The following is a 14978-nucleotide window of genomic DNA, read 5'->3' as shown; positions in this document are numbered from 1 at the left end:
GTTCGGCTGCGAAGCGGCCGTAAATCATGCGATGTGGTCTTTCAGGCATACCGTGCATAACGGTTTTACGACTGCTTCGCAGCCGAACGCAGCCTCGCAAGCTCGGCAGCTGCTACGGGGCTGTGGGTGTTGGAAACAGAAACCCCGGCACGGGGCCGGGGTTTCTGGTGTTCCCTTACAACCTTAAACCAGCGCAGCAATCGCCGCGTTGAAGGTGTTGCTTGGGCGCATGGCCTTGCTGATCAGCTCGGCGTCGGCGTGGTAGTAACCGCCGATGTCGACTGGCTTGCCCTGAACGGCGTTGAGCTCGGCAACGATGGTTGCCTCGTTCTCGGTCAGGGTTTTCGCCAGTTGGCTGAACTGCGCTTGCAGCGCTGCGTCTTCAGTCTGGGCGGCCAGGGCCTGAGCCCAGTACAGCGCCAGGTAGAAGTGGCTGCCGCGGTTGTCGATGTTGCCGACTTTGCGCGATGGCGACTTGTTGTTGTCCAGGAACTGGCCGGTGGCCTGATCCAGGGTCTTGGCCAGCACCAGCGCTTTAGGGTTGTTGTAAGTAACACCCAGATGCTCAAGGGAAGCGGCCAGGGCCAGGAACTCGCCCAGGGAATCCCAGCGCAGGAAGTTTTCTTCCAGCAGCTGTTGAACGTGCTTCGGCGCCGAACCGCCAGCGCCGGTTTCGAACAGACCGCCGCCATTCATCAGCGGAACGATCGACAGCATCTTGGCGCTGGTGCCCAGCTCCATGATCGGGAACAGGTCGGTCAGGTAGTCGCGCAGCACGTTGCCGGTCACCGAGATGGTGTCCTTGCCTTCGCGAGTGCGAGCCAGGGTGAATGCCATGGCGTCGACTGGCGACATGATGCGGATGTCCAGGCCCGAAGTGTCGTGATCCTTCAGGTAAGCCTGAACTTTCTCGATCACTACGCCGTCGTGGGCGCGCATTGGGTCCAGCCAGAAAATCGCCGGAGTTGCGCTTGCGCGAGCACGGTTGACGGCCAGTTTGACCCAGTCCTGGATCGGCGCATCTTTGGTCTGGCACATGCGGAAGATATCGCCAGCTTCAACCGGTTGCTCCAGCAGAGTGCGACCAGCGCTGTCGGAAACGCGAACCACGCCGTTTGCCTTGATCTGGAAAGTCTTGTCGTGGGAGCCGTACTCTTCGGCTTTTTTCGCCATCAGGCCAACGTTTGGCACGCTGCCCATGGTGGTTGGATCGAAAGCGCCGTGCAGCTTGCAGTCTTCGATTACCGCCTGGTAGATGGTGGCGTAGCAGCGATCCGGGATCACGGCCTTGGTGTCGTGCAGCTGGCCGTCGGTGCCCCACATCTTGCCGGAGTCACGGATCATGGCTGGCATCGAGGCGTCGACGATGACGTCGCTCGGCACGTGCAGGTTGGTGATGCCTTTGTCGGAGTTGACCATCGCCAGCGACGGACGAACGGCGTAGACCGCCTGGATGTCGGCTTCGATCTGGGCTTGCTGCTCGACAGGCAAAGCCTTGATGCGGGCGTACAGGTCGCCGATGCCGTTGTTCAGGTTGAAGCCGATCTGTGCCAGCACGTCAGCGTGTTTGGCCAGGGCGTCTTTATAGAACTCGGCAACGATCTGGCCGAACATGATCGGGTCGGAGACCTTCATCATGGTGGCTTTCAGGTGAACCGACAGCAGTACGCCTTGTTGCTTGGCGTCTTCGATTTCTGCGGCGATGAAGCTGCGCAGGGCGTTTTTGCTCATCACGGCGCAATCGAGGATCTCACCGGCTTGCACGGTGGTTTTTTCTTTCAGGACGGTGGTGGTGCCGTCTTGAGCGATCAGTTCGATTTTCACGGCGTCAGCGGCGTCGATCAGGGCAGCTTTTTCGCTGCCGTAGAAATCGCCGGTGCTCATGTGAGCGACGTGAGACTTGGAGTCTTTTGCCCAGGCGCCCATTTTGTGCGGGTGCTTGCGAGCATAGTTCTTGACCGACAGCGGAGCGCGACGATCGGAGTTGCCTTCACGCAGAACCGGGTTTACCGCGCTGCCCTTGATCTTGTCGTAACGGGACTTGGCGTCCTTGTCAGCGTCGCTGGTCACGGTTTCCGGGTAGTCCGGCAGTGCATAGCCCTGGGCTTGCAGCTCTTTGATCGCGGCCTGCAGTTGCGGAACCGAAGCACTGATGTTCGGCAGCTTGATGATGTTGGCTTCAGGCGTGACAGCCAGCGCGCCCAGTTCGGCGAGGTGGTCGGCTACGGCTTTATTACCCAATTGCTCGGGGAAGCTGGCCAGGATGCGCCCTGCAAGAGAGATATCGCGAGTTTCCACGGCGATATCAGCGGAGGCGGTGAAGGCCTCTACGATAGGCAACAGTGAATAGGTGGCGAGGGCTGGGGCTTCGTCGGTGAAGGTATAGATGATCTTCGAGCGGTTGGGCATATTCGGATTAACTCTCTTCTTTGCTAAAGCGTGCGCAGAAACTCGAGGGGCGCCGGGTAAGCGCGTTCGTTCAAAGTCATCCATGAGCCGAATGTCGAGGTTTCTTCGCGGTGATGTTGGGTGCATCAGTCGAGCGTCAAGCGGGTGGACTGCGGTAACAGTCCAGCTTTAATCGGGCGGAAAGTCTCGTCTTAGAGAGGTCCGCCTGCGTGACCCTGCGGTCAGCGGCGGCATTATACATAGGTAGCTGGCAATCTGCCGATGGTTCATATGCAACGATTCTCGTCCATTGGTCTAAAGGTCGCACGGGCGCGCGCGGCGTAGAGTCGTCCATCGTGCTTGAGTTTGGCGCTTTTCCCTTTGCTTTCAGGCTTGTACGTCGCGAACTGTGCGGCTTTGCGGCAGATCGATGGAACATAGGGTTTGCGTGCCGATTCAACTGGGGTACGCTCGGACGAAGCCAGATGTTCAATCCAAACAATGGAGTTCAGCATGGGATACAAGAAGATTCAGGTTCCAGCAGTCGGCGACAAAATCACCGTCAATGCAGACCATTCTCTCAATGTTCCTAACAACCCGATCATCCCTTTCATTGAAGGTGATGGTATTGGCGTTGATATCAGCCCGGTCATGATCAAGGTTGTCGATGCTGCTGTTAAGAAGGCTTACGGCGGCGAGCGCAAAATTTCCTGGATGGAAGTCTACGCCGGGGAAAAAGCGACTCAGGTTTACGATCAGGACACCTGGCTGCCTCAGGAAACTCTGGATGCAGTCAAGGATTACGTGGTTTCCATCAAGGGCCCGCTGACCACGCCGGTCGGTGGCGGTATCCGTTCCCTCAACGTTGCGCTGCGCCAGCAACTCGACCTTTATGTGTGCCTGCGCCCTGTGCGCTGGTTCGAAGGCGTGCCTAGCCCGGTCAAAAAGCCTGGCGACGTCGACATGACGATCTTCCGCGAGAACTCGGAAGACATCTACGCCGGTATCGAATGGAAGGCCGGTTCGCCGGAGGCGACCAAGGTCATCAAGTTCCTTAAAGAAGAAATGGGCGTTACCAAGATCCGTTTCGACCAAAATTGCGGTATCGGCGTCAAGCCGGTTTCCCTGGAAGGCACCAAGCGTCTGGCGCGCAAGGCCCTGCAATACGTTGTCGACAATGATCGCGATTCGCTGACCATCGTCCACAAAGGCAACATCATGAAGTTCACCGAAGGTGCCTTCAAAGAGTGGGCCTACGAAGTGGCCGCTGAAGAATTCGGCGCAACCCTGCTCGACGGCGGCCCGTGGATGCAGTTCAAGAACCCGAAAACCGGCAAGAACGTCATCGTCAAGGATGCCATCGCCGACGCCATGCTCCAGCAGATCCTGCTGCGCCCGGCTGAATACGATGTGATCGCGACCCTGAACCTGAACGGCGACTACCTGTCCGACGCCCTGGCGGCTGAGGTGGGTGGTATCGGTATCGCGCCAGGGGCCAACCTGTCCGACACCGTGGCGATGTTCGAAGCCACCCACGGCACCGCACCGAAGTACGCCGGCAAGGACCAGGTAAACCCGGGTTCGCTGATTCTGTCTGCTGAAATGATGCTGCGTCACATGGGCTGGACCGAAGCGGCCGACCTGATCATCAAGGGCACCAACGGCGCCATCTCGGCCAAAACCGTGACCTATGACTTCGAACGTCTGATGGAAGGCGCCAAACTGCTGTCTTCTTCCGCGTTCGGCGATGCGCTGATCTCGCACATGTAAGCTGATTGGCGTTAAATAAAAAACCGGCCGACTCAAATGATGAGTCGGCCGGTTTTTTTATGTCTCGAAGTTTGCTGGTATCAGCTCAACGCACGCTCGTGCTGGACGGTCGTTGCAGGTACGGGCGCATTGGCCTTTACTGTAGCTGAGTCGATGTTGATCGCATGCAGGCCTTTGGGGCCCTGGATGATATCGAAATTCACGGGTTGGCCTGCTTTCAAGGTCTTGTAGCCGTCCATTTTAATGGCCGAGTAGTGGGCAAAGAGATCTTCGCTTTTGCCGTCCTCGTTGATGAAGCCATATCCCTTGGCATTGTTGAACCACTTGACCTTACCGCTAGCCATGCTCATATCCCTCTGCAACAGACTCCATCACTGGAGTATCATCCAGTTAATCCGCATCAACCCTGAAACGGGGTTGACCGTGCGGACCTTTTTTACCCACCGTGGGCTCTATTGGTTGTAACACTGATTTGCCGATAGTCAAGGTGACCAAGCAGTCGGGGTTGAAAAGCTCTGGGGCCGCCCCCACCACTGTATTCAGCTCAACTAACGAACCTTTCTTTCCATGCATGCTATCAGCCAGATTCGACTAACATTCAATCAGGATCACCCTGATTTACACGACGACGATTCAGCAGGCATTGCTGTACAGGAGGCTAAGCCTGCGTTACAGGCGCCGCCGATGTACAAGGTGGTTTTGTTCAACGATGACTACACACCGATGGATTTCGTCGTCGAAGTGCTCGAGGTGTTTTTTAACCTGAATCGCGAGCTGGCGACCAAGGTCATGCTGGCCGTCCACACAGAAGGACGGGCAGTATGTGGAGTGTTTACCCGCGACATCGCCGAGACCAAGGCCATGCAGGTCAACCAGTACGCCAGGGAAAGCCAGCATCCGCTACTCTGTGAAATCGAGAAGGACGGTTAACGCCGACCACTTGGGTATGAGGTGAAGCTATGTTAAACCGCGAGCTCGAAGTCACCCTCAATCTCGCCTTCAAGGAGGCGCGTTCGAAACGTCATGAATTCATGACCGTCGAACACCTCCTGTTGGCTCTATTGGATAATGAGGCAGCCGCCACCGTTTTGCGTGCGTGCGGCGCAAACCTCGACAAACTCAAGCATGACCTGCAGGAGTTCATCGACTCCACCACGCCTTTGATCCCCCTTCATGACGAGGATCGCGAAACCCAGCCAACCCTGGGCTTCCAGCGTGTACTGCAACGTGCTGTCTTTCATGTACAGAGCTCGGGCAAACGCGAAGTAACTGGCGCCAACGTGCTGGTTGCAATCTTCAGTGAGCAAGAGAGTCAGGCGGTGTTCCTGCTGAAACAGCAGAGCGTTGCACGCATTGATGTCGTCAATTACATCGCTCATGGCATTTCGAAAGTGCCAGGGCACGGCGAACACTCTGAAGGTGAGCAAGATATGCAGGACGACGAGGGCGGTGAGTCTTCTTCTTCAGGCAATCCTCTGGATGCATATGCCAGCAACCTCAACGAACTGGCGCGCCAGGGGCGTATCGACCCATTGGTCGGGCGTGAGATGGAAGTTGAGCGTGTCGCGCAGATTCTGGCGCGTCGGCGTAAAAACAATCCGTTGCTGGTCGGCGAGGCAGGCGTGGGTAAAACCGCAATCGCCGAAGGTCTGGCCAAACGCATTGTCGACAATCAGGTGCCTGATCTGTTGGCCAATAGCGTGGTTTATTCGCTCGATCTGGGCGCGTTGCTGGCTGGGACCAAGTACCGTGGTGATTTCGAGAAGCGCTTCAAGGCGCTGCTCAATGAGCTGAAAAAACGTCCACAAGCGATCCTGTTCATCGACGAGATCCACACCATTATTGGTGCGGGTGCCGCCTCTGGCGGTGTCATGGATGCTTCGAACCTGCTCAAGCCGCTGCTGTCGTCGGGTGATATCCGTTGCATCGGCTCGACCACGTTCCAGGAATTCCGTGGGATCTTCGAAAAAGACCGTGCTCTGGCCCGGCGCTTCCAGAAGGTCGATGTATCGGAGCCTTCGGTCGAAGACACCATTGGTATCTTGCGCGGTCTCAAGGGGCGTTTCGAACTCCATCACAACATCGAATACAGTGATGAAGCCCTGCGCGCCGCCGCCGAACTGGCATCGCGCTACATCAATGATCGGCATATGCCGGACAAGGCCATCGACGTCATCGACGAGGCGGGCGCCTACCAGCGTCTGCAGCCAATCGAGAAGCGTGTGAAGCGCATCGAAGTGCCTCAGGTCGAGGACATTGTGGCGAAGATCGCGCGGATTCCGCCGAAACACGTCACCAGTTCCGACAAAGAGCTGCTGCGTAACCTTGAGCGCGATCTGAAGTTGACGGTGTTTGGCCAGGATGCGGCGATCGACTCGTTGTCGACCGCGATCAAGCTGTCCCGTGCCGGTCTGAAGTCGCCTGACAAGCCTGTCGGTTCGTTCCTGTTTGCCGGCCCTACGGGTGTCGGTAAAACCGAAGCGGCCCGGCAACTGGCCAAGGCGCTGGGTATCGAACTGGTTCGCTTCGACATGTCCGAGTACATGGAGCGCCACACTGTTTCGCGTTTGATTGGTGCACCTCCAGGTTATGTCGGGTTCGATCAGGGCGGCCTGCTGACCGAAGCCATCACCAAGCAGCCTCACTGCGTGCTGTTGCTCGATGAGATCGAGAAGGCGCATCCCGAAGTCTTCAACCTGCTGTTGCAGGTCATGGACCACGGTACGCTCACCGATAACAACGGGCGCAAGGCGGATTTCCGTAACGTGATCGTCATTATGACGACCAACGCCGGTGCCGAAACCGCAGCTCGGGCTTCTATCGGCTTCGCGTATCAGGATCACTCTTCCGACGCGATGGAAGTGATCAAGAAGAGCTTCACGCCGGAATTCCGTAACCGTCTGGACACCATTATCCAGTTTGGTCGCCTCAGTCATGAGGTCATCAAAAGCGTGGTGGACAAGTTCCTTACCGAACTGCAGGCGCAGCTGGAAGACAAGCGTGTACTGCTCGAGGTCACCGACGCTGCGCGCAGTTGGCTGGCGGCCGGTGGTTACGATGCGACCATGGGTGCGCGACCAATGGCGCGCTTGATCCAGGACAAGATCAAGCGTCCGCTGGCGGAGGAGATTCTCTTTGGCGAACTGGCCGAGCATGGCGGTGTGGTGCACATCGACATCAAGGATGGCGAGTTGACCTTTGAGTTCGAGACCACAGCAGAGATGGCCTGACGGTTGTTGCTGTTGCTTTAAAGCAGAAGGCGCCTGGTGGCGCCTTTTTGCTGTCTGTGGGTTGGGTTTGGGTTTGGGGTTTGGTTTGGGGTGTATATCCATTGCTGCGGTAACGGCGGCTGGCGGTTTCGCCCTTACGGCGACTCACTTTTTTTACAAGCGCCAAAAAAAAGTAAGCAAAAAAACGCTCGCCCCAAGCGTACGGCACCTCGCTTAGGCTCGGCGTTCCCTCGTTATGGTATTCATCAGGAGGCATCGCCTACGGTCTGCTTCGCGACGACCTCCTCTCGATGTGTCCGGCTACGCCGTACGGCGCTACGCGCCAACCTCCTGATGAACACCTCCACTCGGCCTCCCGAAGGGGCGGGCGGATCAAGATCAACAGCGGCAGGCGAGCTAACGCTCGGCCTGTTGAGTGGTGGGGGGGGATGCGCTGCTTTGCCTTTTTGCCTTTTTTGTGGGAGCCGGGCTTGCCCGCGATGACGGCCTGACAGCCGATCAATCTCTTGCAGATGCACACCAATCAAAAGTGTGGGAGCGAGCCTGCTCGCGATGACGGCCTGACAGCCGACCAATCTCTCACAGATGCACGCCATTCAAAAGTGTGGGAGCTGGCTTGCCTGCGATGGGGGCCTGACAGCTGACCAATCACTCACAGATGCACGCCATTCAAAAGTGTGGGAGCTGGCTTGTCTGCGATGGGGGCCTGACAGCTGACCAATCACTCACAGATGCACGCCATTCAAAAGTGTGGGAGCTGGCTTGCCTGCGATGGCGACCTGACAGTCGACCAATCACTCACAGATGCACGCCATTCAAAAGTGTGGGAGCTGGCTTGCCTGCGATGGGGGCCTGACAGCTGACCAATCACTCACAGATGCACGCCATTCAAAAGTGTGGGAGCTGGCTTGCCTGTGATGGCGGCCTGACTGTTGATCGGTTTCTGGTGGATGTACTCGAATTACATTGGGTCTACAAAACGCTTTGGCTTTGGCTTTGGCTTTGGCTTTGGCTTTGGCTTTGGCTTTTGATCTGCTTTTGATCTCTCGCCCCATCGGCAGGCCGAGCGTAGGTGTCCATCAGGGGGTAGGCGCGTAGCGCCGTTCGACGAAGTCGAACACATCGAGAGGAGGTCGTCGCGAAGCAGACCGTAGGCGATGCTCCCTGATGGGCACCGTAGCGAGGGAACACCGAGCCTTGGCGAGGTGCCGTACGCCGGGGCGAAGCCTTTTGCTTACTTTTCGGCGTCTGGAAAAGTGAGTCGCTGTAAAAGCGAAACCGCCAGCAGCCGTTACCGCAGCAACGGATATACACCCCAGCCGAAAAATCCCGGACAAACAAAAACGCCCGGCAGAACCGGGCGTTTTGTATTGACTTGATTAACGAGCGCGGTAAGTGATCCGCCCTTTGCTCAAATCATAGGGCGTCAGCTCGACGCGCACTTTGTCACCGGTAAGAATACGAATGTAGTTCTTGCGCATCTTGCCGGAAATATGCGCGGTTACGACGTGCCCATTTTCCAACTCCACACGAAACATGGTGTTGGGCAGGGTGTCGACGACAGTGCCTTCCATTTCGAAGCTGTCTTCTTTCGACATGCAGTAAAGCCCTCGGTATCCAATGAATGGCCCGGTGCAACTGCGCCAGGCAAAAGCGGCGTGCATTGTGCCCGAAAAGTGGGGTTTAAGCCAAGGGCTTTAGGGCTGAACCTAGTTCAGTACCACCCAGCGCTGATTAATCAGCAGCTCTATGGGGCGATATTGGGTCTTGTAGTTCATTTTCTTGCAGTTTTTGATCCAGTATCCGAGGTAGACGGCGTCCAGTCCCAGGCGCCGGGCTTCGTTGATTTGCCAGAGAATCGCGTAACGTCCCAGGCTACGGCGATCTTCTTCGGGCTCATAGAAGGTATAAACCGCCGACAAGCCATTGGGCAGCAGATCCGTCACGGCGATCGCCAGCAGACGGCCTTCGAGGCGGAACTCATAGAAGCGCGAAAATGGCAGGTCGCGGACCAGAAAGGTCGAAAACTGATCGCGGCTGGGCGGGTACATGTCGCCATCGGCGTGGCGTTGTTCGATATAGCGCTGGTAAAGGTCGAAATATTCTTCGCTGAAACCCGGTTTGGCCGGGCGAACCTGCAGGTCGGCATTGCGTTTGAAAATACGTTTCTGCTGACGGTTAGGCGAAAACTGCGCAACGGGAATGCGCGCAGGCACACACGCATTGCAATTTTGGCAATGCGGCCGGTACAGGTGATCACCACTGCGACGAAAACCCATTTCCGACAGGTCTGCGTAGACATGCACATCCATGGGCTGGCTAGGGTCGAGGAACAGCGTGGTGGCCTGTTCATCGGGCAGATAACTGCAAGAGTGGGGCTGAGTGGCATAAAACTTGAGGCGCGCCAACTCGGTCATGAATCAACCCTCGGGAATAGCTGTTCAATTAAGTGTAAGCCACGGCTGCAAAAATCGCTCAGCAAACCCATGTGGCACGGCTGGGTTGATCAAGATGTTGCTGAAGATAACCAGCAAACTCGCGACGAGGGATCGCCCGGGCACCCAGGCTGTGCAGATGACCGGTCGGCATCTGGCAGTCGATCAGCACGAAACCGGCGTCCTTGAGGTGATTGACCAGCGTGGCGAAGCCGACTTTGGAGGCGTTGTCGGCACGGCTGAACATCGATTCACCGAAAAACAACTGACCCATGGCCAGACCGTAGAGACCGCCCACCAGCTCTCCTTGGTCCCAGACCTCGACCGAATGGGCGTAGCCGCGAGCGTGCAGCTCCATATAGGCGGTTTGCATCGCTTCGGTGATCCAGGTGCCATCGGCGTACTCCCGCGGCGCTGCACAGGCGCGTATGACGGCAGGGAAGTCCTGGTCGAACGTCACGTCGTAGCGCTTTTGGCGCAACAGCTTGCCGAGGCTGCGAGAAACATGCAGTTCGTCGGGAAACAATACGGTGCGTGGATCCGGTGACCACCAGAGGATCGGCTGGCCCTCCGAAAACCATGGGAAGCAACCGTGGCGGTAAGCCTGGATCAGCCGATCAGCGCTCAGGTCGCCGCCGGCGGCAAGCAGGCCGTTGGGGTCGCGCATGGCTTTTTCCAGCGGCGGGAATTTCAGGGAGTCGCGTTGTAACCAGGTCAGCATGGTATCCAGGCTTGCAGAAGGGGAGGGCAGCGACAGGCCTGGGCCCGCCGCAATGAATGTATATCAGTTGTCATCGAGGTATTTTTCAGCGTCCAGTGCCGCCATGCAGCCGGCACCGGCGGAAGTCACCGCCTGACGGTAGACGTGGTCGGCCACATCGCCGGCGGCAAACACCCCTTCGATCTCGGTGGCGGTGGCATTGCCTTCGCTGCCGCCGCGGACTCGCAGGTAGCCGTTATGCATTTCCAGCTGCCCCTGGAACAGGTCGGTATTGGGTTTATGGCCGATGGCGATGAATACGCCGGTCAGCTCCAGGTCTTTCATCTCGCCGGTCAGGCTGTCGCGCAGGCGTGCACCGGTTACGCCGCTGGCATCGCCCAATACCTCTTCAAGGTTCTGGTTCCAGTGAAGGCGAATGTTGCCATTTTTGGCGCGCTCGAACAGTTTGTCCTGAAGAATCTTCTCTGAGCGCAGTTTGTCGCGACGATGAATCAGATGCACTTCTTTGGCGATATTGGCCAGGTACAGGGCTTCTTCAACGGCCGTGTTGCCGCCGCCAATCACCGCGACCACTTGATTGCGGTAGAAAAAGCCATCGCAGGTGGCGCAGGCGGAAACGCCTTTGCCGGCGAACGCGTCTTCGGAGGGCAGCCCCAGGTATTGTGCCGAGGCACCGGTCGCGATAATCAGCGCATCGCAGGTGTAGGTGCCACTGTCGCCGGTGAGGCGGAACGGCCGCTGCTGCAACTCTGCGGTGTGAATGTGGTCGTAGACGATCTCGGTGTCGAAACGCTCGGCGTGTTTTTGCATGCGCTCCATCAGCACCGGGCCGGTCAGGCCTTCAACATCGCCTGGCCAGTTGTCGACTTCAATGGTGGTGGTCAATTGACCGCCGGCTTGCAGGCCCGTGATAACGGTCGGCTTGAGGTTGGCGCGAGCGGCATAAACGGCAGCGCTGTAACCGGCAGGGCCGGAACCCAGAATGATCAGGCGTGAATGCTTAGCTTCGCTCATAAAAACACCTCATAAGCCTTTGTCACAAAAGAGAATGCATGCTCAAATTGAAGCGCGCGCAACGTACTTTTGGCTATGCTACACCTTAGCTGCTCTGGCGTGGCATCGTGCGGGCAAACCCGTACAATGCCGGTCTGTATCAGGATGTTCCGAAATGTTCGTTATAAAAGATCGCTGTCTTCGGCATCTCCGACGGTTTCAGATTTCGATGTCAGAGTGTTAAAAGTAGTCTCTGTTGCGCCCGTTAACTTTGTTACCTGCCCGGAGTGGGCAGTTTTTTGTAGTCAATCAACAGTTGGACGCGCTACAGGCGCAGGAAAAGACGCGTTTTGAAGAAATCCACCGCAGCACCTAAAACAGTAGTTCCACTCTGGCGTCAGCATCTGCACTACCGGCTCAAGGAAGGTGCACTGATCGCCATCGGTGCCTTGTGCCTGTTCCTGATGATGGCCTTGCTGACCTATGGCAAGGACGATCCGGGCTGGAGTCATAACAGCAAAATCGACGATGTACAGAACTTCGGTGGGCCGGCCGGCTCTTACAGCGCCGATATTCTGTTCATGGTGCTGGGTTACTTCGCCTATATCTTCCCGCTGTTGCTGGCGATCAAGACTTACCAGATATTCCGCCAACGCCACGAACCGTGGCAGTGGAGCGGCTGGCTGTTTTCCTGGCGTCTGATCGGCCTGGTGTTTCTGGTGCTGTCGGGCGCAGCCCTGGCGCATATCCATTTCCATGCCCCAACCGGTTTGCCTGCTGGCGCTGGCGGCGCGCTGGGCGAAAGCCTCGGCGATCTGGCGAAGAACGCGCTGAATATCCAGGGCAGTACCCTGATGTTCATCGCGCTGTTTCTATTCGGTTTGACCGTGTTCACCGACCTCTCGTGGTTCAAGGTGATGGACGTCACCGGCAAGATCACCCTCGACCTGTTCGAATTGTTCCAGGGTGCCGCCAATCGCTGGTGGGCTGCGCGCACCGAGCGCAAGCAACTGGTTGCGCAATTGCGTGAAGTCGACGATCGGGTGCACGACGTCGTGGCACCGTCCGTGCCCGACAAACGCGAGCAAGCCAAGGTCAAGGAGCGCCTGATCGAGCGTGAGCAGGCCCTGAGCAAGCACATGTCCGAGCGCGAGAAGCAGGTTCCACCGGTGATTGCCCCAGCGCCGCCGAAAGCGCCGCTGCCAAGCAAGCGCGTCGAAAAAGAGAAACAGGCGCCGCTGTTCGTTGACAGCGCGGTCGAAGGCACCTTGCCGCCGATCTCGATCCTCGACCCGGCAGAAAAGAAACAACTCAACTATTCGCCTGAGTCGCTGGCTGCGGTCGGTCACCTGCTGGAAATCAAGCTCAAGGAATTCGGCGTCGAAGTCTCGGTGGATTCGATTCACCCTGGCCCGGTGATTACCCGTTACGAGATTCAACCGGCGGCCGGGGTAAAAGTCAGCCGTATCTCCAACCTGGCCAAAGACCTTGCGCGTTCGCTGGCAGTGACCAGTGTGCGGGTGGTGGAAGTGATTCCCGGCAAGACCACAGTCGGCATCGAGATTCCCAACGAAGACCGTCAGATCGTGCGCTTCTCCGAAGTGCTGTCGACGCCGGAATACGATGACGCCAAGTCCCCGGTCACCTTGGCCCTGGGCCATGACATCGGCGGCAAGCCGGTTATCACCGACCTGGCAAAAATGCCTCACCTGCTGGTAGCCGGTACCACCGGTTCCGGTAAGTCGGTGGGCGTGAACGCAATGATTCTGTCGATCCTGTTCAAGTCGGGCCCGGAAGACGCCAAGCTGATCATGATCGACCCGAAAATGCTTGAATTGTCGATCTACGAAGGCATTCCACACCTGCTGTGCCCGGTGGTCACCGACATGAAGGACGCCGCCAACGCGTTGCGCTGGAGCGTGGCCGAGATGGAGCGTCGCTACAAGCTGATGGCGAAGATGGGCGTGCGTAACCTGTCCGGTTTCAACCAGAAGGTCAGAGAGGCGCAGGAAGCCGGTACGCCGCTGACAGATCCGTTGTACAACCGCGAAAGCATCCACGACGAAGCACCGCTGCTGACCAAGCTGCCAACCATCGTGGTGGTGGTCGACGAATTTGCCGACATGATGATGATCGTCGGCAAGAAGGTTGAAGAACTGATTGCGCGGATTGCCCAGAAAGCCCGTGCGGCCGGTATTCACTTGATCCTCGCGACCCAGCGTCCGTCGGTGGACGTGATCACCGGTCTGATCAAGGCCAACATTCCGACCCGTATGGCGTTCCAGGTATCGAGCAAGATCGACTCGCGAACCATCATCGACCAGGGTGGCGCCGAGCAATTGCTGGGTCACGGTGACATGCTCTACATGCCACCGGGCACCAGTCTGCCGATTCGGGTTCACGGCGCGTTCGTTTCCGACGACGAAGTTCACCGGGTGGTTGAAGCCTGGAAGCTGCGCGGTGCACCGGAGTACAACGACGACATCCTCAACGGTGTCGAAGAGGCGGGCAGTGGCTTTGAAGGCGGCAGCGGTGGTGGCGACGATGATGCCGAAACCGATGCGCTTTATGACGAAGCGGTGCAGTTCGTTCTGGAAAGCCGCCGCGCCTCGATCTCTGCGGTTCAGCGTAAGCTGAAGATCGGCTACAACCGCGCTGCACGTATGATCGAAGCCATGGAAATGGCCGGGGTCGTGACGTCCATGAATACCAACGGCTCGCGCGAAGTGTTGGCCCCAGGCCCAATGCGCGACTGATCAGTGCCGCGTGAGGTCGCGCGGCACGCCATTCAAACGAATATCAATGAGGACTCCCATGCGTCTTATCCGCATGTTGCTGCTGCCGGTACTGGCTTTAACCACGCTCTCGGCCCACGCCGATGACAAGGACGTGGCGCGTCTGACTCAACTGCTCGAAAAGTCGCAGACCCTGACCGCACGTTTCTCTCAGCTGACCCTCGACGGCAGCGGCACTCAGTTGCAGGAAACCGCTGGCGAGATGTCGTTGCAGCGTCCGGGCCTGTTCTACTGGCACACCGATGCACCGCAAGAGCAGTTGATGGTATCGGATGGCAAGAAAGTGTCCTTGTGGGACCCTGATTTGCAGCAGGTCACCATCAAGAACCTCGATCAGCGCCTGACTCAGACTCCGGCATTGTTGCTGTCCGGTGACGTGTCGAAAATCAGTCAGAGCTTCGCCATCACGTCCAAGGAAGCCGGCGGCGTGATCGACTTCACGCTCAAGCCCAAGACCAAGGACACGCTGTTCGACAGCCTGCGCCTGTCGTTCCGCAACGGCATGGTCAATGACATGCAGATGATCGACAGCGTCGGCCAACGCACCAATATCCTGTTCACCGGGGTCAAGGCCAACGAGCCGATTCCGGCCTCCAAGTTCAAGTTCGACATCCCCAAGGGTGCCGACGTGATCCAGGAGTAAGAC

The 14978-nt window shown here is 57.7% G+C and carries 11 protein-coding genes; 5 read left to right on the top strand and 6 right to left on the bottom strand.

Going from position 1 to position 14978, the window contains the following annotated elements:
• Positions 1–183: 183 nt before the first annotated feature.
• Positions 184–2409, bottom strand: a complete 2226-nt coding sequence (locus AC1DIG_RS02770; RefSeq protein ID WP_477766031.1) for an NADP-dependent isocitrate dehydrogenase — start codon at positions 2407–2409, stop codon at positions 184–186.
• A gap of 492 nt (positions 2410–2901) precedes the next feature.
• Between AC1DIG_RS02770 and icd the strand changes: the two genes are divergently transcribed.
• Entirely contained in the window at positions 2902–4158 is a 1257-nt protein-coding gene (icd, locus tag AC1DIG_RS02765; RefSeq protein ID WP_071550691.1) for an NADP-dependent isocitrate dehydrogenase, read from the top strand.
• An 80-nt stretch (positions 4159–4238) separates the two neighbouring features.
• Here icd and cspD read toward each other — a convergent pair whose 3' ends face one another.
• Positions 4239–4502 (bottom strand): cold shock domain-containing protein CspD, encoded by a 264-nt coding sequence (gene cspD, locus AC1DIG_RS02760; protein WP_477766030.1) that lies wholly within the window; start codon positions 4500–4502, stop codon positions 4239–4241.
• Between the two features lie 223 nt (positions 4503–4725).
• On the opposite strand from cspD, the gene clpS reads away from it, so the two are divergent.
• Positions 4726–5088 carry an ATP-dependent Clp protease adapter ClpS gene (clpS, locus tag AC1DIG_RS02755; RefSeq protein WP_201197126.1) on the top strand — a complete coding sequence of 121 codons (363 nt, stop codon included), beginning with the start codon at positions 4726–4728 and terminating at the stop codon, positions 5086–5088.
• Positions 5089–5117: 29 nt separating this feature from the next.
• Positions 5118–7388 carry an ATP-dependent Clp protease ATP-binding subunit ClpA gene (gene clpA / locus AC1DIG_RS02750; RefSeq protein ID WP_427537189.1) on the top strand — a complete coding sequence of 757 codons (2271 nt, stop codon included), beginning with the start codon at positions 5118–5120 and terminating at the stop codon, positions 7386–7388.
• Between the two features lie 1379 nt (positions 7389–8767).
• Here the strand turns inward: clpA and infA are convergent.
• From infA to trxB, 4 genes are all read right to left on the bottom strand, one after another.
• Positions 8768–8986: a translation initiation factor IF-1 gene (infA, locus tag AC1DIG_RS02745; RefSeq protein WP_002553999.1), complete on the bottom strand. Its 219-nt coding sequence runs from the start codon at positions 8984–8986 to the stop codon at positions 8768–8770.
• 111 nt (positions 8987–9097) lie between these two features.
• Positions 9098–9805 (bottom strand): arginyltransferase, encoded by a 708-nt coding sequence (locus AC1DIG_RS02740; RefSeq protein ID WP_477766029.1) that lies wholly within the window; start codon positions 9803–9805, stop codon positions 9098–9100.
• Positions 9806–9863: 58 nt separating this feature from the next.
• Positions 9864–10544, bottom strand: a complete 681-nt coding sequence (aat, locus tag AC1DIG_RS02735; RefSeq protein ID WP_477766028.1) for a leucyl/phenylalanyl-tRNA--protein transferase — start codon at positions 10542–10544, stop codon at positions 9864–9866.
• Positions 10545–10607: 63 nt separating this feature from the next.
• On the bottom strand, positions 10608–11558 hold the full coding sequence (gene trxB, locus AC1DIG_RS02730) for a thioredoxin-disulfide reductase (protein WP_477766027.1): 951 nt from the start codon (positions 11556–11558) through the stop codon (positions 10608–10610).
• A gap of 329 nt (positions 11559–11887) precedes the next feature.
• Here trxB and ftsK point away from each other — a divergent pair, with 329 nt between their 5' ends.
• Both ftsK and lolA read left to right on the top strand, forming a co-directional pair.
• Positions 11888–14293 (top strand): DNA translocase FtsK, encoded by a 2406-nt coding sequence (ftsK, locus tag AC1DIG_RS02725; protein ID WP_477766026.1) that lies wholly within the window; start codon positions 11888–11890, stop codon positions 14291–14293.
• A gap of 58 nt (positions 14294–14351) precedes the next feature.
• Positions 14352–14975, top strand: coding sequence for an outer membrane lipoprotein periplasmic chaperone LolA (gene lolA, locus AC1DIG_RS02720; RefSeq protein WP_019689841.1), 624 nt, complete (start codon positions 14352–14354; stop codon positions 14973–14975).
• Positions 14976–14978 lie beyond the last annotated feature (3 nt).

The organism is Pseudomonas sp. 05N431 (assembly GCF_056397005.1).
This window is presented reverse-complemented; position numbering and strand designations above follow the sequence as displayed.